At 65.1% G+C, this 19,827-nt stretch carries 13 protein-coding genes; 4 read left to right on the forward strand and 9 right to left on the reverse strand.

Going from position 1 to position 19,827, the window contains the following annotated elements:
* A partial coding sequence (locus tag Q0602_RS05180; RefSeq protein ID WP_298839895.1) for a glyceraldehyde-3-phosphate dehydrogenase occupies positions 1-950 on the reverse strand: 950 nt, incomplete at its 3' end.
* 314 nt (positions 951-1,264) lie between these two features.
* Between Q0602_RS05180 and mfd the strand changes: the two genes are divergently transcribed.
* Complete coding sequence (gene mfd / locus Q0602_RS05185; protein ID WP_298839898.1) at positions 1,265-4,714, forward strand: transcription-repair coupling factor; 3,450 nt, start codon at positions 1,265-1,267, stop codon at positions 4,712-4,714.
* Between the two features lie 18 nt (positions 4,715-4,732).
* On the opposite strand, the gene Q0602_RS05190 is transcribed toward mfd, so the two are convergent.
* Positions 4,733-6,160, reverse strand: a complete 1,428-nt coding sequence (locus Q0602_RS05190; protein ID WP_298839900.1) for a sodium:solute symporter — start codon at positions 6,158-6,160, stop codon at positions 4,733-4,735.
* A gap of 65 nt (positions 6,161-6,225) precedes the next feature.
* Positions 6,226-7,365 carry a metallophosphoesterase gene (locus Q0602_RS05195; RefSeq protein WP_298839902.1) on the reverse strand — a complete coding sequence of 380 codons (1,140 nt, stop codon included), beginning with the start codon at positions 7,363-7,365 and terminating at the stop codon, positions 6,226-6,228.
* 223 nt (positions 7,366-7,588) lie between these two features.
* Here Q0602_RS05195 and Q0602_RS05200 point away from each other — a divergent pair, with 223 nt between their 5' ends.
* Entirely contained in the window at positions 7,589-9,244 is a 1,656-nt protein-coding gene (locus Q0602_RS05200; protein ID WP_298839930.1) for an FMN-binding glutamate synthase family protein, read from the forward strand.
* Between the two features lie 245 nt (positions 9,245-9,489).
* Here the strand turns inward: Q0602_RS05200 and Q0602_RS05205 are convergent, their stop codons facing one another.
* A complete protein-coding gene (locus tag Q0602_RS05205; RefSeq protein WP_298839932.1) occupies positions 9,490-10,461 on the reverse strand; it encodes a cation transporter in 972 nt (323 codons plus the stop codon).
* 138 nt (positions 10,462-10,599) lie between these two features.
* On the opposite strand from Q0602_RS05205, the gene Q0602_RS05210 reads away from it, so the two are divergent.
* Positions 10,600-10,761, forward strand: coding sequence for a hypothetical protein (locus tag Q0602_RS05210; RefSeq protein ID WP_295037374.1), 162 nt, complete (start codon positions 10,600-10,602; stop codon positions 10,759-10,761).
* 69 nt (positions 10,762-10,830) lie between these two features.
* On the opposite strand, the gene Q0602_RS05215 is transcribed toward Q0602_RS05210, so the two are convergent.
* The 3 genes from Q0602_RS05215 to topA form a co-directional block, all read right to left on the reverse strand.
* Positions 10,831-11,073 carry a hypothetical protein gene (locus Q0602_RS05215; protein WP_087719842.1) on the reverse strand — a complete coding sequence of 81 codons (243 nt, stop codon included), beginning with the start codon at positions 11,071-11,073 and terminating at the stop codon, positions 10,831-10,833.
* Positions 11,074-11,197: 124 nt separating this feature from the next.
* The gene (locus Q0602_RS05220; RefSeq protein ID WP_298839935.1) at positions 11,198-11,656 is read right to left on the reverse strand and encodes a DUF6586 family protein; all 459 of its coding nucleotides are present in this window, start codon (positions 11,654-11,656) and stop codon (positions 11,198-11,200) included.
* Positions 11,653-14,274, reverse strand: coding sequence for a type I DNA topoisomerase (topA, locus tag Q0602_RS05225; protein ID WP_298839937.1), 2,622 nt, complete (start codon positions 14,272-14,274; stop codon positions 11,653-11,655). The genes Q0602_RS05220 and topA overlap by 4 nt, the downstream gene beginning before the upstream one ends.
* Before the next feature lie 564 nt (positions 14,275-14,838).
* Between topA and pyk the strand changes: the two genes are divergently transcribed.
* On the forward strand, positions 14,839-16,302 hold the full coding sequence (gene pyk, locus Q0602_RS05230; protein WP_295037366.1) for a pyruvate kinase: 1,464 nt from the start codon (positions 14,839-14,841) through the stop codon (positions 16,300-16,302).
* Between the two features lie 99 nt (positions 16,303-16,401).
* On the opposite strand, the gene oadA is transcribed toward pyk, so the two are convergent.
* Complete coding sequence (oadA, locus tag Q0602_RS05235; RefSeq protein ID WP_298839940.1) at positions 16,402-18,219, reverse strand: sodium-extruding oxaloacetate decarboxylase subunit alpha; 1,818 nt, start codon at positions 18,217-18,219, stop codon at positions 16,402-16,404.
* A gap of 55 nt (positions 18,220-18,274) precedes the next feature.
* A complete protein-coding gene (locus Q0602_RS05240; RefSeq protein WP_295037363.1) occupies positions 18,275-19,690 on the reverse strand; it encodes an acetyl-CoA carboxylase biotin carboxylase subunit in 1,416 nt (471 codons plus the stop codon).
* Positions 19,691-19,827 lie beyond the last annotated feature (137 nt).

The raw sequence follows: 19,827 nt of genomic DNA on the forward strand, positions 1-19,827 counted from the left end.
GTCTCGACGTGGCCGTGGACGATGCCGTACTCGTCGTCGATCGCCTTCAGCACCGGGACGATGGCATTGGTGGTGCAGGAAGCCGCCGAGACGATGCGATCGTCGTCGCCGATGGTCTGGTGATTGATGCCATGGACGATGTTCTTGAGGTCGCCCTTGCCTGGCGCCGTCAGCAGGACCTTGGAGACGCCCCGGGATTCCAGGTGCTGGGCCAGGCCCTCGCGGTCACGCCACTTGCCGGTATTGTCGACCACGATGGCGTTGTCGATGCCGTAGGCGGTGTAGTCGATCTCGGCCGGGGAGTCGGCGTAGATGATACGGATGTAATGGCCGTTGGCGATCAGCGCATGGTTGTCGTAGTCGACGTCGATCGACCCGGAGAAAGGTCCATGCACGGAGTCGCGGCGCAGCAGGCTGGCACGCTTCTCGAGATCGTCGCCACTGCCGCGCACGACGATGGCGCGCAGGCGCAGCAGATTGCCGCCCCCGGCCTTCTCGATCATGATCCGGGCAAGGATCCGCCCGATGCGCCCGAAACCGTAGAGCACCACGTCCTGGGGCTCGCCACCCATGCCGCTGCTGTCGTGACAGCCCACGATATCGGCCAGTTCACGCTTGAGAAACGCCACGACGTCGCTCTCGCCGGCGTGCTTGAACGCCACGCCCAGGCGCCCGATATCGATATGTGCGGGCCCCAGCTCGAGCTCGGTCATCGCCCGCACCATCGGCAGCGTATCGGCCACCGACAGCTCGGTGCCCTCGACCTTGCGGACGTAGCGATGGTTCTTGAGAATTCGCGTGACCGAGCGATTGATCAACGAGCGACCGAACAGCGACGGAATCACGTTGTACTGGCGATAGAGCTTGCCCAGCAGTGGAATCATCTCCTCCGCGCGAGCTTCGTTGTCCTGCCACTGCTGGAAGACGGTATCGAGCTGATCCTGACTCACAGGCTTGTCTCTCTCTGGTCGAATTGGCGGTCGAGCAGGCTCGTCGAGCCAGTCGCTCCATCGGATGGTGGGGTTCGTCGCTCGGGCAAGCGGCCAGCGTCGCTGAACGGTATCGAGTCGACTCAAAAACCCCATTATTATCCTCACCCTACGAAATCCGCCGCAATCACTGCGTGGTCGCAACTGTTGTAGTTTCACTACAAAGGTCGTAGCCGGCAGCCCCATCACCAGAGACAAGAAATACGACTCGGCGTCCCCGGCCGCGCCACGGCCTGCTATCATCCCTCAACGCAAATTCGTCGCTCGAAAGGCCCATGTCGCATTTCACACCGCTCACCCCGCCGCTGCCGACCGGCAAGCGCGAAACCACCTATTGCCAACTGCCCCAGGGGAGCGCGGCCGCGCTGGCCCTGGCGCGGATCGCCGATGATGCGCCGCTGCTCGTCGTCACGCCTGACACGGCCAGCGCACAGCGTCTCGAAAGCAACCTGCGCTTCTACGCCACGGTTCCGGTCATGCCCTTCCCGGACTGGGAGACGCTGCCCTACGACAGCTTCTCGCCGCACCAGGACATCGTCTCCGCCCGGCTGAGAACGCTGCGCGAGCTCCAGGAGGGAACCCGGGGAATCGTGCTGGTATCGGTCAACACCCTGATGCAGCGGCTGCCGCCGAGGGAGTACGTGGCGGGCCGCGTGTTGACGCTGGCGACCGGAGAGCGGCTCGACCGGGAGAGCTTCCGCGAGCGCTTGTCCCGCGCCGGCTACCGGGCGGTGGAGACGGTCTACGAACCCGGCGAATATGCCATGCGCGGCTCGCTGATCGACCTCTTTCCCATGGGGGTCGATGCCCCACTGCGGATCGATCTGTTCGACGACGAGATCGACACCCTTCGACGCTTCGATCCCGACACCCAGCGCACCCAGGACAAGATCGAACGTATCGATCTGCTGCCGGCCCATGAATACTCGCTGTCGCGCTCGGCCATCGCCTGCTTTCGCGAGGGCTTCGAAACGCTGTTCGACGTCGATCCGCGCCAGTGCCCGCTCTACGTCGACGCGATCAAGGGCATTCCCTCGCCGGGGCTCGAACAGTATCTGCCGCTGTTCTTCGAGGAGACGGCCACCCTCTTCGAGCATCTCGCGGACCGGACCCGGGTCGCGCTGCTGCCCGACGTCTTCGCCGCCGCCGAGCATCATTGGCGTTCGATCGAGGGCCGCTTTGACAACCTCGGTGTCGACCCGACCCGCCCCCTGCTGCCGCCGGCGAAAGCGTTCGTGCCTGCCGCGGAGGTCTTCGCCGCGATCAAGCAGCACCCGCGACTCGAGTTCGTGACGGATCCGGAGGCGCCTCACGCCATCCCCAGCACGACCCAGCCGCCGCCCGTCGTGGCGATCAACGCCCGGGCCCAGCACCCGTTGGCGACGCTGGAAACCTTCCTCGACTCGCATCGCGGCCTGCGCATCCTGTTCGTCGCCGAATCCCGGGGTCGACGCGAGGCGCTGGACGAAGCCCTGGCCCCGCTGCATCGCGACATTCCGCATGTCGAGAACTGGCGCAACTTCCTCGACGGCAGCCAGCCCCTGGCGATCACCGAAGGCGCGCTGGACGAAGGCCTGTGGCTGGGCGACCCCGAGCTCGCGGTGATCACCGAGACCGAGCTCTACGGCGAAGTCGTGCGTCAGAGCCGGCGCCGCGCCAAGGCCACCGACGACAACGAACTGGCCGTGCGCCATCTCTCCGAATTGCGGCCGGGTTCGCCGGTGGTGCATCAGCATCATGGCGTGGGTCGCTACCAGGGGCTGGAGATGCTCACGGCGGGCGGCCAGGCAGCGGAATTCCTGGCCCTGGAGTACGCCGGCGGCGCCAAGCTCTACGTGCCGGTCGACAACCTGCAGTTGATCTCCCGCTACGCCGGCGCCAGCGACGAGCTCGCACCGCTGCACAAGCTGGGCTCGGACAGCTGGGACAAGGCCAAGCGAAAAGCCGCCGAGAAAGTCCGCGATACCGCCGCCGAGCTCCTCGATATCTACGCGCGACGAGAGGCCCGGGAGGGGTTTGCCAGCGACATGCCCGGCGACGAATATCTGCGCTTCGCGGCCAGTTTTCCGTTCGAGGAGACTCCCGACCAGCACGCCGCCATCGAGGCCGTGATCGGGGACATGACCGCGCCGCGCCCGATGGATCGCGTCGTCTGTGGCGACGTCGGCTTCGGCAAGACCGAAGTCGCCATGCGGGCGGCCTTCCTGGCCGTCAACTCGGGCCGCCAGGTGGTGGTGCTGGTACCCACCACCCTGCTCGCCCAACAGCACTACGACAACTTCCGCGATCGCTTCGCCGATACCGCGGTACAGATCGAAATGCTGTCGCGCTTCACGGGCGGCAAGGGCGAAAGCGACGCCTTGAAGCGCATCGCCGAGGGCCGTGCCGATATCGTCATCGGCACCCACAAGCTGCTCTCCCGATCGGTCAAGTTCTCCAACCTGGGCCTGATGATCATCGACGAGGAGCACCGCTTCGGGGTCGCACAGAAGGAGCGCCTCAAGCAGATGCGCGCCGAGGTCGACATCCTCACCCTGACGGCCACGCCCATTCCGCGAACGCTCAACATGGCCATGAACGGGATACGAGACCTCTCGATCATCGCCACGCCGCCGGCGCGACGCCTCTCGGTCAAGACCTTCGTGCAGCAGCGCAACGAGCCGGTGGTCAAGGAAGCGATCCTCCGCGAAGTGCTGCGCGGCGGCCAGGTCTATTTCCTTCACAACGAAGTCTGGACGATCGAGTCCAGCGCCGAGAAGATCCGTGAACTGGTGCCGGAGGCGCGGGTCGGCGTGGCCCACGGTCAGCTGCCGGAACGGGCGCTGGAGCGGGTCATGTCGGACTTCTACCACAAGCGTTTCAACGTGCTGGTCTGCTCGACCATCATCGAGACCGGCATCGACGTTCCCAGCGCCAACACCATCATCATCGAGCGTGCCGACAAGTTCGGGCTGGCCCAGTTGCACCAGCTGCGCGGGCGGGTCGGACGCAGCCATCACCAGGCTTACGCCTACCTGCTGACGCCCCCACCCAAGGCGATGACCAAGGACGCGATCAAGCGCCTCGAGGCCATCACCCAGAGCGACGACCTCGGCGCCGGCTTCACGCTCGCCAGTCACGACATGGAGATCCGTGGCGCCGGCGAGCTGCTCGGCGACGAGCAGAGCGGTCAGATGGAGACCGTTGGCTACAGCCTCTACATGCAGATGCTGGATCGCGCGGTCAAGGCCATCCGGGCCGGCAAGACGCCCAACATCGAAGCCCCGCTCGACGACGGCACCGAAATCAGCCTCAACCTGCCGGCCCTGATCCCCGACGACTATCTACCGGACATTCAGCAGCGCCTGATCATGTACAAGCGGATCAGCAGCGCGGCCGACGAGGCGGAGCTCAAGGAACTCCAGGTGGAGATGATCGACCGCTTCGGCCTGCTCCCGGCGCCGCTCAAGACCCTGTTCCGCCAGACCGGGCTGCGCCAGCGCGCCGAGCGGCTCGGCATCGCCAAGCTGGAAGCCGGAGCCGAGCGCGGACGCGTGATCTTCGGTCCGGACCCGCGGGTCGACCCGATGACGCTGGTCGAGTTGATCCAGCGCCATCCCGGCGAGTACAAGCTCGACGGCGCCGATACCCTGCGCTTCCACGGCGACATGGAGAGGGAGGAGGATCGCCTCCAGCGCATCGACCAGCTGCTGGAGACGTTCAACCGCAAGGCAAAGGCAGCTTGAGGCGAGTGTCGGCGACGATCAAGCTGCCCTGGCCGACGCCGGCGCTCGTGCTGCGATCAACGATCCCGCTGCCAGCACCAGGATCGAGACCGGCAGGCCGACGAAGACCGGGTGCCAACCCAACGGCTGGCCGGCGACCTGCCACAGCAGTGCCGTCAACAGGCCGATCCACATCGACGCCAGGCCGGCCCTGGGCGACAGCCGGGGCCAGATCAGCGCTGCAAGCACCGGTGCCAGCAGGCCGGATACCAGCATCGCCGAGCCGAGAATCCACATCTGCACCAGGTTGGGCAGATAGAGTGCCAGCGCCAGCGCGATCAGGGACATCAGCACCACGGAAAGGCGGCTGTAGCGCAGCAGCGTGCGCTCGTCGGTCCGCTTAAGCCGGGGCCGGATGATATCGTTGGCGATGGAGGATGCCCCCGCGATGAAGAAGGAATCGGCGCACGAGATGACGGTCGACAGCAGCGCCACGATCATCAGCGCCACCAATGGCAGCGGCAGCACCTCCTGGATGATCGCGTAATAGACCAGGCCGGGATCGGCGAGATCCAGATCGAGCCCGATGGCGGCCAGCGCCCCCAGCACCACGACGACGGCGCCGGTCAGAAAGGCTACCGTCAACCCGATCCAGTACGCCCAGCGAATGGTGGCGAGGCTCTTCGCCGCCCAGATCCGTTGCCACAGATCCTGCCTCACGAACTGATAGGCGCCGATGGTGAGGAACACTACCGCCAGCTCCTGCAGCGTGATGCCGCCGAACTGCAGCATGTCGCGCTGCCCGCCGGCCGCGGCCAGCCGCTCGATCTCGCCCCAGCCACCCAGGCGCAGGTAGACGACCGCCAGCAGCACGATGACCGCCACGGTCTGCAGCGTGCCGAGCACGGCATCGGACCAGATCACCGCCTTGAGCCCGCCCAGGTAGGTCTTGAGCGTCAGCAGCAGCCACGCGATCAGGATGCCGGCGGTGACGCTGAGCCCGAACACCAGGTGGAGGATGGAAGCGATGGCGACGAACTGCATGCCGGTGATGGCGCAGTAGGCGCACAGGATGCTGACGATGGTCGGGATCCTGGCACGATCGCCGAAGCGCAGTGCGGTGAAATCGGCGATCGAGACCATGTCGTGCTGCTCGCCGACCTCGCGGATCCGGCGCAGGAAGAAGACCGCCAGCAGGATGCTGGTTACGGTGAACGATCCCGGCAGCCATATCTGGCCCAACCCGCCGACGTACCCCTGGCTCATCGCGCCCAGCAGCACGGAGCCGCCGATCGCCGTGCCGACGATGGTCAGGATCATCGGGAACAGCGAGGCGGAGCGGCCGGCCAGGTTGTAATCCGCGTAGGTCTTCGTCAGTCGATAGAAGTAGGCCGCGTAACCGATCAACAGGAAAAAGCAGGCCGCCACCACGACACCGAGAATCCAGCGTTCCGTTGCGTCGAACATGGGCCCATCCTTTATCGTTGTCGTCGGATTCAGCCTAACCGTCCGTCACGGCAATGCGAAGCGCTTCAGGTTCGGCTCGCCCCCGGCGCGCGAGTCAATCGAATCCGGGTGATCTCCGCCGGCGCACCGAACCGCATCGGCGGCCCCCAGTAACCGGTACCCCGGCTGGTGTAGACCCACATCCGCCCCTGTCTCCCCAACCCGGCAAGGAACCGGTTGGCCCGGCGTGCCAACAGGCTCCAGGGCCACATCTGGCCGCCATGGGTGTGCCCGGACAGCTGTAGATCGAACCCGGCCTCCGCCGCCTCGGGGGCGGAGTTGGGCTGGTGGGCGAGCAGCAGCCTGGTGGCACCCTCCGGAATCCCCCTCGCGGCGGCCAGAGGATCGCTACGATGCGCCGCGACATAGTACCCCGCGGTCAGATCGGTAATGCCGGCAACCGCCAGTATGCTGCCATCGCGCTCGATGCATTCGAACTCATTGACCAGCACTCGCAGGCCCAGGCGTCGAAGCGCAGCCACCCAGGCTTCGGCTTCACTGTAATATTCATGATTGCCGGTCACGCAGAAGGTGCCGTACCGGGAAGTCAGGTCAGCCAGCGGCGCGACCTCCTCCTCCAGCTCGGAGACCCGGCCATCGGTCAGGTCCCCGGTGATCGCGACCATGTCCGGCGCCAGTGCGTTGCAGCGCTCGACGATGCGCCGAAGATGGGCTCGCTTGATCGTCGGGCCGACGTGAAGGTCGCTCAACTGCAGGATGGCGAACCCCTCGAGCGCCGCGGGAAGCCCGGCCACGGCAACCGACACCTCTACCACCCGCGGAACCCGGCGTGCCTGCCAGACGGCGTAGGCCGACAACAGCAGGGTCGCTGCCAGGACGGTCCAGGCAGTGATGGACATCGCGGCGCTCGACGGCGCGGCGATGAGCCACCACCCCGCCAGCAGGACGTCACGGGCGAGAGTGAGCTGGAGCAGGAACGAAAAGACGCCGGTCATCAAGGCGACCGGCCATGCCAGCCAACGCCCGTTGAGCCAGGTCACCCGGATTACCAGGGGTATCGCCAGGGCGCTGCAGAGCAGATAGCCGGCCACGATGACGTTGCCCCACGTGCCCGCCGACAGCCCCGGCAGCAGACGCCAGCCGACGTAACCGTGGAGGACCAGCAGGATCAGTCGCAGACGCAGGAACGATCGATGATGTCGCAAGTGCGGCATTCCTTGCATTGGGTGCGAAAAGGTCCGACGTATCGGAATTCGAAAGGTCGACAGGTCACCGCAGCGCCCATCGGACCCAGGTTGCGGCGCGTCCGGGACGGTGTCTCAAAATAGCGTCGAGCGACGTTGGCCGCAACGCCGGGCCCTGCGCTATTCTTGACCGCGGCGACGCCCAATGTCGTCGTTATTTCACCTGCCCGGAGCCGATGTCCGCATGAGCCAAGCCACTGGCCTCTCGCGTCTGCCACTACGCAACGCCACCTTCATTGCCAGCCTCTGCCTGCTGGTCGTTTCCCTGCTCGGCCTCACCTCCTCCTCGCACTGGTGGTGGGGCGTCGTCATCTTCGGCGGGCTCTCCTGGCTCGGATTTCACGACACTCGCCAGAAGCGTCGCACCATCAGTCGCAACTATCCGATCCTGGCGCACTGCCGCTATCTCCTCGAGTCGATCGGCCCCGAGATTCGCCAGTATTTCATTCAGTCCGATCTCGACGAGCGCCCATTCTCCCGTGAACAGCGCGCCGTCATCTATCAGCGTGCCAAGAACGAAAGCGACAAGAAGCCTTTCGGCTCCCTGATCGACATGTACGCTCCCGGCCACGAATGGATCAACCACTCGCTACGGCCGACCCACATCGAGGACAGCGACTTCCGCGTCCAGGTCGGCGGCAGCCTCTGCAGCCAGCCCTACGCCGCCAGCGTGTTCAACGTCTCGGCGATGAGCTTCGGCTCCCTCTCCGGCAACGCCATCGAGGCACTCAACGCCGGTGCCCGCAAAGGCGGCTTCTACCACGACACCGGCGAGGGCTCCATCTCCCGCTATCACCGGATTCACGGCGGCGACCTGGTCTGGGAGATCGGCTCCGGTTACTTCGGCTGCCGCCACGACGACGGCAGCTTCAACGAGGAGCGGTTCGCCGCCAACGCGCGCGACGAGCAGGTCAAGATGATCGAGATCAAGCTGTCGCAGGGCGCCAAGCCGGGCCACGGCGGCATTTTGCCCGCGGCCAAGGTCACCGCCGAGATCGCCGAGGCTCGCGAGGTGCCCATGGGCGAGGACGTGGTCTCGCCGGCCGGCCACAGCGCCTTCTCGACACCACTGGAGCTGATGGCATTCATCGGCCGCCTGCGCGAACTCTCCGGCGGCAAGCCGGTCGGCTTCAAACTCGCCATCGGCCACCCCTGGGAGTGGTTCGCGATGGTCAAGGCGATGCGGGAAACCGGCCAGCGTCCCGACTTCATCGTCGTCGACGGTGGCGAGGGCGGCACCGGTGCGGCGCCGCTGGAGTTCATCAATCGCCTCGGCGTGCCGCTAACCGAGGCCCTGATGCTGGTGCACAACACCCTGGTCGGCGCTGGGCTGCGCGAGGAGATAAAGATCGGTGCCGCCGGCAAGATCACCTCCGGCTTTAACATCGCCCGCACTATGGCGCTGGGCGCCGACTGGTGCAACGCGGCACGGGGCTTCATGTTCTCGCTGGGCTGTATCCAGGCGCTCAACTGCCACTCCGACAAGTGCCCCAGCGGCGTGGCGACCCAGGATCCGAAGCGCAGCCGGCACCTGGACGTCGCCGACAAATCCGAGCGGGTCTACAACTTCCACCGCAACACGCTCAAGGGCCTGGCCGAGATGCTGGCCGCGGCCGGGCTGCAACATCCCGCGGAGCTGGGTCCGGAGCACATCATCCGGCGCGTCTCCGCCGACGAGATCCAGGCCTACGACAAGCTGTTCACCTTTCTGCAGCCGGACGAACTGCTCAACGGCAACAGTCAGCACACCGTCTTTCAGAACTACTGGGAGGAGGCGCGCCCGGACTCCTTCCTGCCTCCCGCCCAGATCGCCGAACTGCGCCTGACCAAACTGCGCTGAGACCTAAGCTCTGTCTGAAAAATCGACGAGCGATAGCCAGACAAGGCAAAAATCGGCGAAAAAAGGACCGGGCTGGCGCTCCAGTTTACGCGGGGTAAATGAGTATTTTGACGGGGGCGCCGAGCTCGGGCTGGCGCACCAGTTGATTTTTAACGCCGTATGGCTGAGCGCAGGCATTTCTCAGACAAAGCGTAGGGCCGGGCATACGGCAGTCTCCCGACTGCCGCCCCAGTCCGGCTCCGCGTTTATATCCTCTCGCCGTCCGTCTCCGCCCCGCCCTCGGCGGGGTCGAGCCCCGCGCTGGGCGCCGCCCAGCGCCGGTCGCCGGTGAACAGCGTCTCGACCAGTACTGGCGTCGATATCCGGCGCGCGCAGGCATCGAGCGTCGCGCGCCAGCGATCCGCCTCCGCGATCGAGAGCGAGTGCCCTTGCTCGAGCACGACGTGCACGGTGACATAGAGCAACCGGCCCGGCCGGACCATGCGGATGTAGATGGCCTCGGTGGGAAGCGGTGCCAGCGCTGACGTGATCGCCGCACGGACGGGCTCGGCGATGGCGGGCCGCGGCGAACGGTTCAGCAGCTCCAGGATCGCGCGCCTGGCGACACGAATGGGAACCCCCAGACAGAGCAGCACCACGGCGATCACCAACCACGAGTCCACGTAGGGCACGATGGCGTGCCAGCCGAGGGCCTGCGCCACGGGGATCAGGCAGAACGCAAGCAGCACCGCAGCCGAGATCAGCGCGTTGACCCGCCAGTTTTCGATGTCGGCCTCGAGCAACGGGCTGCTGACGTGACGGCTGATGCGCTTCAGCACGACGGCAGTCGCCACGCAGAAGACGGTGGCCAGGCACGCGTAGACGATCGAAATGCCGGCGGCGATGGCGTTGCCGCCAGTCAGCAGCGCCGTGACGGAGTTGAACAGTGCCAGGGCGGCGACGCCCAGCATGAGCAGGCCCTTGCAGGCGTTGACCATCGATTCGAAGTAGCCGTAACCGAACGGATAGGTGTCGTCGTCGGGGGAGACGACCAATCGCCCCACCCGTAACGTGAACAGACCGACCACGGCGTAGATCGCGTTGAACAGGCCATCGAGCAGAATCGCCTGGGAACCGGACAGCACCGAGACCGTCAGCGCCAGGACGCCGATGAACGCGGCCACGGCCGTCGAGAGGCGAAGCGCACCGCTTTCGGTGACTGACCGGCCTGTCGCCATTGCATCCCCTCCCCCGAATACGCTCTCGATGTCACGGTTCCGGGGACACCCGCCCCCGAACGACGCAGCGGCCTTCACGATCTGTATAATGCGCCGTCAACGAAACGCCACACTATCGACTCAGGAGCCGCCAGCTCGATGGCCAACTACGCTTGGGTAATCTCCATGCTCGCGATGACCGTCGCGTTCCCCACCTTCTTCATCTTCAGCGCCACGCGACGCCGCAGCCTGCTGGTGATCGCCTTGACTTCCGTCGCGATTGCCATCGTCACGGCGCTGATCGCAGGACTGACCCAGTAGCATCGGGCGCGTCACTCGGCGTAATCGGGAGGCGATCGCGCGAAGATCGAAAAACCCCAGGGAGTGACATTAGTGCACGGTCGCGGGCGCTTCCTCGGCGGCATCTTCCTCGTCGCCCTCCCAGAGATGGGTGCGAGTGATCGCATGGTCGAGCATTTCGCGCGCCACATCGAAGCGGCTGCGGCGCAACAACTCGACGGCCTCCTCGGAAAAACGGATCGAGACCAGCGGCTCGCCCGTGGCCTCCGCTGGACGCAGCACCACCTCTCCATTGGCGAGTTCGACGATTTCCAGAATCGCGGTATCGGACACGGCTAACCTCTCTTGTCGTGGCGGTGACGACACAAATCAAAGATGAGACCAATAAAAAACGACCAGAGCCTAGGCCCCGGTCGTTGATGTCTATATCCAGACTAACACGTTCGGCCAGAGTCAGTCACCATTCGCTACTGCCCTCGCGCAGGTCCGACAGCAGGGCCTTGAATTCGCCAAGGCACCAGCGCAGCGTGTCCCCCAGCGCGGGCTCGCCGCCACTGGCGATCAGCCCGGAGCGGGCAGCCCGACGGGAAGCACCGTCATCGCCGTGGAGCGCCTGCGCCCGTGACAGCAGCAGCGCAAGCCAACTGTCGGGGTCGCCGGCCAGCCCACGCAGGCGCTCCAGCTCGGCAACGCTGACCGAGGTGGCTCCCAGCCAGGCACGCCAGCCGTCGTGGGGCAGGTCGGTGTGCTCGGTGACCTCGCGCAGCAGCGCATCCAGCGCCAGCTCCAGCTGCCCCAGCGCAGCCTCTTCCAGCGCCATGCGACGCGCCATCGCATGTTCGTCGTCGCCCGGCTCGATCGCCAGCAGCAGCTCGGCCTGATAGAGCAACTGATTGGTACGGGCCGGCGACGTCATTTGCGCTTGTCCTCCACCTGCCAGCGGCCATCTTCGTAGACCGCTCGCCAGCCGGTTGCCTTGCCGTCCTCGTCGGTCATCACGAACTGGCTCTTGGCCTTGCGCGAGAACCGGATCTGAGCGGGCCGGCCATCCGGGTCCTCGCTCGGCGCCTCGAGCAGGAAGTGGTACTTCTCGGGCAGGGCGTCGGCGTGCGCCTTGAGCTCCTTGACCAACGGTGGGCGCGTCTCCCGATTCTTGGGAAACTGGCTGGCCGCGAGGAACAGACCGCTGGCACCGTCTCGCAGCACGTAGTGGTCGTCGACCTTCTGGCAGGCCAGTTCCGGCATCGGGATCGGATCCATCTTGGGCGGTGCGACTTCCCCGCTTTTCAACAGCTTGCGAGTATTGCCGCAGGCCTCGTTGGTGCAGGCAAAGTACTTGCCGAAACGCCCGCTCTTGAGCTGCATCTCGGAACCGCACTTGTCGCACTCGATCACCGGGCCGTCGTAACCCTTGATCCGGAAGCGCCCCTGCTCGATCTCGTAGTAACCGTCGTCGTCGTTGCTGATGTAGAGCTTGCGCCCCTCGTCGATGAGATAGCTGTCCATCGCCGTACCGGTATTCGGGTTACGCCGCTTGGCACGCAGGGCCTCCGTCTCGGCGGCTTCGTCGGCCTCCGCCGGCACCGCCTCCTCTCCCGGGATCAGGTCGATGGTGGTCTTGCAGCGCTCTTTCGGCGGCAGGTTGTAGCCGGAACACCCCAGGAACACGCCGGTCGACGCGATCCGGATCTGCATCGGCCGGCCGCAGGTCGGGCAGGCGATATCGGTCTCGATCGGCTCGTTGGGCCGCATGCCCTCTTCGCCCTCGGCGCGCTCCAGCTTGCGCTTGAAATCGGCGTAGAAGGCATCGAGCAGCTGCTGCCAGTTCTCGTGCCCCTCGGCGACCTCGTCGAGGCGGTCTTCCATGCGCGCGGTGAAGCCGTAATCGAGCAGGTCGTTGAACGACTCCACCAGGCGATCGGTCACGATCTCGCCCAGCTTCTCGGCGTAGAAGCGCCGATTGTCGAGCTTGGCGTAGCCCCTGTCCTGTATGGTCGAGATGATCGCCGCGTAGGTCGAGGGGCGTCCGATCCCCCGCTTCTCGAGCTCCTTGACCAGGCTGGCCTCGGTGTAGCGCGCGGGAGGCTTGGTGAAGTGCTGCTGAGGATCGATCCGGTCGACGGTGAGGCTGGCCCCCTCGCCGATGTCCGGCAGCTGGGTCTGCTCGTCCTTCTTGGCGATCGGCTTCATCACGCGGGTATAGCCGTCGAACTTGAGCACGCGGCCACGGGCCTTGAGCTCGAAACCGGAGATCTCGATCGTCAGGGTGGTGGCGAGATACTCCGCCGGCACCATCTGGCAGGCCACGAACTGCCGCCAGATCAGCTCGTAGAGTCGCTGGGCATCGCGCTCGACGGGCAGCTCGTCCGCCCGCTGCCTGACGTTGGAGGGGCGAATGGCCTCGTGGGCCTCCTGGGCGTTCTGCTTGCTCGAGTAGCGGTTCGGCGCTTCCGGCAGATAACGTTCGCCGAACTCCGACTGGATGTAGTCGCGCACCCCGGCGACCGCATCCTGGGACAGGTTGGTCGAGTCGGTACGCATGTAGGTGATGTAGCCGCCCTCGTAGAGGCGCTGGGCCAGCGTCATGGTCTTCTTGACGGAGTATCCCAGACGACCGCTCGCGGCCTGCTGCAGCGTCGAGGTGATGAAGGGCGCGTTGGGCTTGGAACTGGTCGGCCGGGTTTCGCGACTGGTGACTTCCAGGGTCTCCTGGCGCAGCGGAGCGATGCGCTCCAGGGTCTCCTGCTCGGAAGTCGGCCGGAAGGTCTCACCGTTCTGGCGCACGATCTCGAAGCGTACCGGCTCGCCATCGGCGGTCACGGTATCCGCGTGCACGTCCCAGAACTCTTCCGGCACGAAAGCCCGGATATCGCGCTCCCGATCGACGATCAGGCGCACCGCCACCGACTGGACGCGCCCCGCCGAGAGTCCACGCGCGACCTTGCTCCAGAGCAGCGGGGAGATCATGAAGCCGACCACCCGATCCAGGAAACGCCGGCTCTGCTGCGCCTCGACGCGGGCGATATTGAGGGTACCGGGCTGCTTGAAAGCTTCCTGGATGGCGTTCTTGGTGATTTCGTTGAAGACCACCCGCTTGTAGCGGGAGTCGTCGCCGCCGATGGTCTCTTTCAGATGCCAGGCGATCGCCTCCCCCTCGCGGTCCAGATCGGTCGCGAGATAGATGATGTCGCTCTTGTCGGCGAGCCTCTTGAGCTCGTCGACCACTTTCTCCTTGCCCGGCAGGATCTCGTAGTTGGCCCGCCAGCCGTGCTCGGGATCGATACCCATGCGCCGGATCAGCTGGTCCCACTGCTTCTGTTTCTTGTAGCTCGCCTTCTCGTCCGGCGACATCTTGCGCGTGATCGCCGCCTGCTTGGCGCGCTCCTTGGGATCGCTGGCCTGCTTGGAGGAACCACTGGTCGGCAGATCACGAATATGCCCGACACTCGATTTCACCACGAAATCGTTGCCGAGATACTTGTTGATGGTCTTGGCCTTGGCCGGTGACTCGACGATAACCAGTGACTTGCCCATAGCGCTCCTGCTTCTTTATATCGTGCGGCGATCTTAATCGTGCGGCGACCGGTGACGTGCTCGACGGCCGCCTGGCTACCAGGGCCGGCCGGAAAATCCGCCTACCCTACCCTAGCCTTTCTCGAGGCGCCAGCCGTAGCTCGACTTTGAGCAGCAACGACAGCACCATGTCAATGGCCCTTCATCATGGGGCTGAGCGGCTGAATTCCAAGCAGCGGATGTGGATTGTCCACTTGCTCCCTGCCTTCCCTTCATGTCATGCCCTCTTTGGCACGCTACACTCGGGCAGAGGTCGTCATCACCCTGTCGCGCGACCGTGATGCGATGCCAGTGGCTGCCGCCGGAACCCGCGCCATTTCCCGACGGTGCGACGTGCGTCGACGGCGCGGCTCTGTCCACGGTGGAACTGTCCATGATGGGCGTGTCCATGATGAAATAGCCCACCAATGGGCTCCGGACAGGATGGCTCGCTTGTTGTAAAATAACCACATGTCATCGCCGCGTTTCGATTCACCGATTTTCCAGCGCGGCGAGACGACTCACTCAGTTGCCAGGAGAATTTCCATGCAGCACGCGTTTCACGGCCCGATTCGCCGCACCAAGATCGTCGCCACCCTGGGGCCCGCCACGGATCGCGAGGGGGTGCTGGACGCCATCATCGAAGCCGGGGTCGACGTCGTTCGCTTGAACTTCTCCCACGGCAATCCCGAGGATCACCGGCGCCGCCTCAAGGCCGTACGCGAGGCGGCGGACCGTCATGGTCGAGCCGTGGCGGCACTCGGCGACCTGCAGGGCCCCAAGATCCGGATCGCCCGTTTTGCCGCAGAAGGCGGGGTGAAACTGGAAAAAGGGCAATCCTTCATACTCGACGTCTCTCTGGACCGCGACGCCGGCGACAGCGAGCGCGTCGGTTGCGACTACGAGGAGCTGGCGGACGACGTCGAGACGGGCGACAAGCTGCTGCTGGATGACGGCCGGCTGGTACTCGAGGTCGACCGTATCGACGGCCCCCGAATCCATACCAAGGTCGTCGTCGGCGGCAAGCTGACCAACAACAAGGGCATCAACAAGCAAGGTGGCGGCCTCTCCGCCGCGGCCCTGACCGACAAGGACAAGGAAGATCTCAAGACGGCAATCGATATCGGCGTCGATTACCTCGCGGTCTCGTTCCCGCGTAGCGGCGCCGACATGCAGTACGCCCGCGAGCTGCTCGGCGAGGCCGGCCAGGAGATCGGCCTGGTCGCGAAAATCGAACGCGCCGAGGCCGTTGCCGACCCGGAGACCCTGGACGACATCATCCGGGCCTCGGAAGCCGTCATGGTTGCCCGCGGCGACCTGGGCGTCGAGATTGGCGACGCCCAGTTGATCGGGGTGCAGAAACGGATCATCGCGCGTGCCCGGACCCTCAACAAGGTCGTCATCACCGCCACCCAGATGATGGAATCGATGATCGAGTCGCCGCTGCCGACCCGGGCGGAGGTCTTCGACGTCGCCAACGCGGTGCTCGATGGCACGGACGCGGTCATGCTGTCGGCGGAGACCGCCGCCGGCGACTATCCGGTGGAAACCATTCGCGCCATGAACCGGCTCTGCCTGGGTGCGGAGCGGGAACGCGCCGCGCAGCAGTCCCAGCACCGCATTCACGAAGGCTTCACCCGCATCGACGAGACCCTGGCGCTGTCCGCCATGTACGCCGCCAACCACCTCTCCGGCGTCGTGGCTATCGCCTGCCTGACCGCCTCCGGCTACACCCCGCTGATCGCCTCGCGCATCCGGTCCGGCCTCCCGATCGTGGCGCTGGCCGAAACGCCCATGGTTCAACGTCGCATGGCACTGTACCGGGGCGTGGTGTCACTGGTCTTCGACAGCTCGCGCTTCCCGTTGACCGAGATCAATGCCGGCGCGATCAAGGAGCTGGTCGACCGCGGGCTCGCCGACAAGGGCGATCACGTCATTCTCACCCGCGGCGATCACATGAACGCCCATGGTGGCACCAACACCATGAAGATCATCCAGGTCGAGGAGTAAGCCGTGGCGTCGGGCGCCACGCGTCCGATCCACTGAACGACAAAACGCGGAGCCCAGGCTCCGCGTTTTTCGTCGTGACGCCGCAGCGATCGCGGCCCGCTATTCGATCTCGACCAGCACCTCGCCGGGTGTCACCCGGTCCCCCTTGGCCACATGGACGGCCTTGACCGTGCCACTGATTCTCGCCTGGACCTCGGTTTCCATCTTCATGGCCTCGGTGATCAGCACGGCCTGGCCCTCCTTCACGCTGTCGCCCTCGGCAACCAGCACGTCGACGATATTCCCCGGCATCGACGTGGTGACATGCCCCGGAGAGCTGGCCTTGGCCCGTCCGCCACCCTTGCCTTCCTGGACGAACTCGTCCTTGGCCTCGAACACGACTTCTTCGGGCATGCCGTCGAGCGTCAGGTAGACCCGGCGCTTGCGGCCGCTACCGCTGCCGACGCCGGTGATCTGCACCTCGTAGGACTCACCGTGAACGTCGATGACGAATTCTGTCGGCACGCCCTCGGACACCGGCCGGCCGCCGCCGGAGGCTTCGGCGGCCGGAATCGGTTCGGCCACCAGGGTGCCGTCGCGCCGCCCCTGCAGATACTCCCGCCCGAGATCGGGGAACATGGCGAAGGTCAGCACGTCCTCCTCGCTGTTCGCGAGATCGCCGATCTCCTGCTCGAGCCTGGCCATCTCGGGCTTGATGTGGTCGGCGGGCCGGCCATCGTCGACCGACTCGTTGCCGATCGCCTTGCGACGAACCTCCGCATTCACTTCCGCGGGTGGCTGACCGTAACCGCCCAGCAGGTAGCGCTTCACTTCGTTGGTGATCGACTTGTAACGCTCGCCGGTCAGCACGTTCATGGCCGCCTGGGTGCCGACGATCTGCGAGGTCGGCGTCACCAGCGGCGGATAGCCGAGATCGGCACGGACCTTGGGGATCTCGTCGAACACGTCCTGGATCCGGCCCAGGGCGTTCTGCTCTTTCATCTGGTTGGCGAGGTTCGACATCATGCCGCCCGGCACCTGCCAGATCTGCACGCTGACATCCTCGCGGGTGTACTCGCTCTCGAAAGCCGCGTATTTCTTGCGGACTTCACGGAAGTAGTCGCCGATCTCCTTCAACGCCACCAGATCCAGGCCGGTGTCATAGGGGGTGTCCTGGAACGCCGCGACCATCGCCTCGGTCGACGGATGGCTGGTGCCTCCGGCAAAGGCGGAGATGCAGGTATCGATGTGGCGACACCCCGCCTCGATCGCCTTCATCTGGCTCAGGGAGGCGAGTCCGGATGTCGCGTGGGCGTGGAGATGGATCGGGACGTCCACCGCCTCGACCAGCGCCTGCACCAGCTCGCCGGTCGCGTACGGCGTCAGCAGACCCGCCATGTCCTTGATCGCGATGGAGTCGGCGCCCATGTCGACGAGTCGCTTGGCCTGCTCGACGTACATGTCACGGGTATGAACCGGACTGACGGTATAGCAGATCGTCCCTTGGGCATGCTTACCGCTGGCCTTGACCGCTTTCATGGCAGTCTCGAGATTGCGCAGGTCGTTCAACGCATCGAAGACCCGGAAGATATCGATCCCGTTGTCGGCCGAACGCGCGACGAACCGCTCGACGACATCGTCCGCGTAGTGACGGTAGCCGAGCAGGTTCTGACCGCGCAGCAGCATCTGCAGCGGGGTATCGGGGAGCGCCTCGCGGAGCGACTGCAGGCGCTCCCAGGGGTCCTCCTTGAGAAATCGCACGCAGGCGTCGAAGGTGGCACCCCCCCACACCTCCAGGGAGTGGAATCCGATCGCGTCGAGCTTGGCACAGATCGGCAGCATGTCCTCGGTGCGCATGCGCGTGGCAAGCAGCGATTGGTGCCCATCGCGCAGCACGACATCGCTGATCTTGACGGATGACGGCTCGGCTTGGTTCATTTTTGTCTCCTGATTCTGGTCCCGATCGATTCGTCGTATTCCGAGTTGGCCGCGCTCAGAGCCCGGCATGAGCTGCAATGGCCGCCGATATCGCCAGGGCGATCTCCTCCGGATTGCGCTTGACGGAGTAGTTGAGCAATTCCGGATGGGCGGGAACGAACCCGGTATCGAACTGGCCAGCGCGGAACGCAGGGTGGCGAAGAATTTCCTGATAGTACGGCGCGGTGGTCTTCACCCCCTGAAGGCGCATGTCGTTCAATGCCCTGATGCCCCGGTTGAGCGTCTCCTCCCAGGTCATGCCCCAGACGATCAGCTTGAGACACATCGAATCGAAGTATGGCGGGATGGTGTAACCGGTATAGATCGCGGTATCGGTGCGGACGCCGGGGCCGCCGGGCGCGTAGTAGCGCGTGATGCGGCCAAAGCTGGGCAGGAAGTCGTTCTTGGGATCCTCGGCGTTGATCCGGAACTGGATCGCGTAGCCCTGATGGCGAATGTCCTCCTGGCGGTAGGCCAGCCTCTCCCCCGCAGCGATGCGCAATTGCTCGCGAACGATGTCGACCCCGGTGATCGCCTCGGTGATGGTGTGCTCGACCTGGACCCGGGTATTCATCTCCATGAAGTAGACTTCATTGTCCTTGACCAGGAACTCCACGGTGCCGGCATTCTCGTAACTCACCGCGCTGGCGGCACGGACCGCCATCTTGCCGACGTAGCTGCGCTGCTCCGGGGTCAACTGGGGACTGGGGGCGATCTCGATCAGCTTCTGATTGCGACGCTGGATCGAGCAGTCGCGCTCGAACAGATGAATGACGCCACCGTGACCGTCCGCCAGCACCTGGACTTCGATATGCAGCGGATCGACGACGCACTTCTCCATGAACACCTCGGCGCTGCCGAACGCCTTGGTCGCCTCGGAGATCACCCGGTCCCAGGCCTGAGTCAGTTGCTCGGGCGTATCGCAGCGGCGGATGCCCCGCCCGCCGCCACCGGAGGTCGCCTTGAGCATGACCGGATACCCGATCTCCTCCGCCACCGTCAGCGCTTCTTCGCGGTTGGCGAGATTGCCCTCGGATCCCGGCGTGATGGGTACGCCGGCTTCGCGCATGGCCGCTCGCGCCGCCGTCTTGTCGCCCATCTTGGCGATGACCTCGGCACTCGGGCCGACGAAAGCGATTCCGGCCTCGCTACAGATCCTGGCGAACTCGGCACTCTCGGACAGGAAACCGTAGCCGGGGTGAATGGCATCGCAACCGGTTTCGCGCGCCAGATTGACGACACGCCGCGGGTCCAGATAGCCCGCCAGCGGCTCCTCTCCGACGAAATGCGCCTCGTCGGCGCCTTTGACGTGCAACGAAAATCGGTCGGGCTCGGTATAGATCGCGACCGAACGGATGCCCATCTCGGCGCAGGCCCGTACAATACGCACGGCGATCTCGCCACGGTTGGCGATCAGCAGCTTCTTAAACACCGCAAGCTCTCCCGGTTGTCGGATAAGCGTTGGTTCTCTTCTGCTCTACGCTAGCCACCCGGGACCCAATAGAAAAATTGATATTTTTTTGCCAACCTATAAGCTTCACCTTATACCTGACCGCGAGAGCGTACCGA

The organism is uncultured Salinicola sp., assembly GCF_937921195.1.
In the GTDB taxonomy this organism is placed as follows: Bacteria; Pseudomonadota; Gammaproteobacteria; order Pseudomonadales; family Halomonadaceae; genus Salinicola.

Coding starts and splice junctions, on each gene's coding strand:
- mfd (WP_298839898.1), top strand. CDS start 1,265: ATGTCGCATTTCACACCGCTCACCCCGCCGCTGCCGACCGGCAAGCGC.
- Q0602_RS05205 (WP_298839932.1), bottom strand. CDS start 10,461: ATGGCGACAGGCCGGTCAGTCACCGAAAGCGGTGCGCTTCGCCTCTCG.
- oadA (WP_298839940.1), bottom strand. CDS start 18,219: ATGAACCAAGCCGAGCCGTCATCCGTCAAGATCAGCGATGTCGTGCTG.
- topA (WP_298839937.1), bottom strand. CDS start 14,274: ATGGGCAAGTCACTGGTTATCGTCGAGTCACCGGCCAAGGCCAAGACC.
- Q0602_RS05190 (WP_298839900.1), bottom strand. CDS start 6,160: ATGTTCGACGCAACGGAACGCTGGATTCTCGGTGTCGTGGTGGCGGCC.
- Q0602_RS05200 (WP_298839930.1), top strand. CDS start 7,589: ATGAGCCAAGCCACTGGCCTCTCGCGTCTGCCACTACGCAACGCCACC.
- pyk (WP_295037366.1), top strand. CDS start 14,839: ATGCAGCACGCGTTTCACGGCCCGATTCGCCGCACCAAGATCGTCGCC.
- Q0602_RS05220 (WP_298839935.1), bottom strand. CDS start 11,656: ATGACGTCGCCGGCCCGTACCAATCAGTTGCTCTATCAGGCCGAGCTG.
- Q0602_RS05210 (WP_295037374.1), top strand. CDS start 10,600: ATGGCCAACTACGCTTGGGTAATCTCCATGCTCGCGATGACCGTCGCG.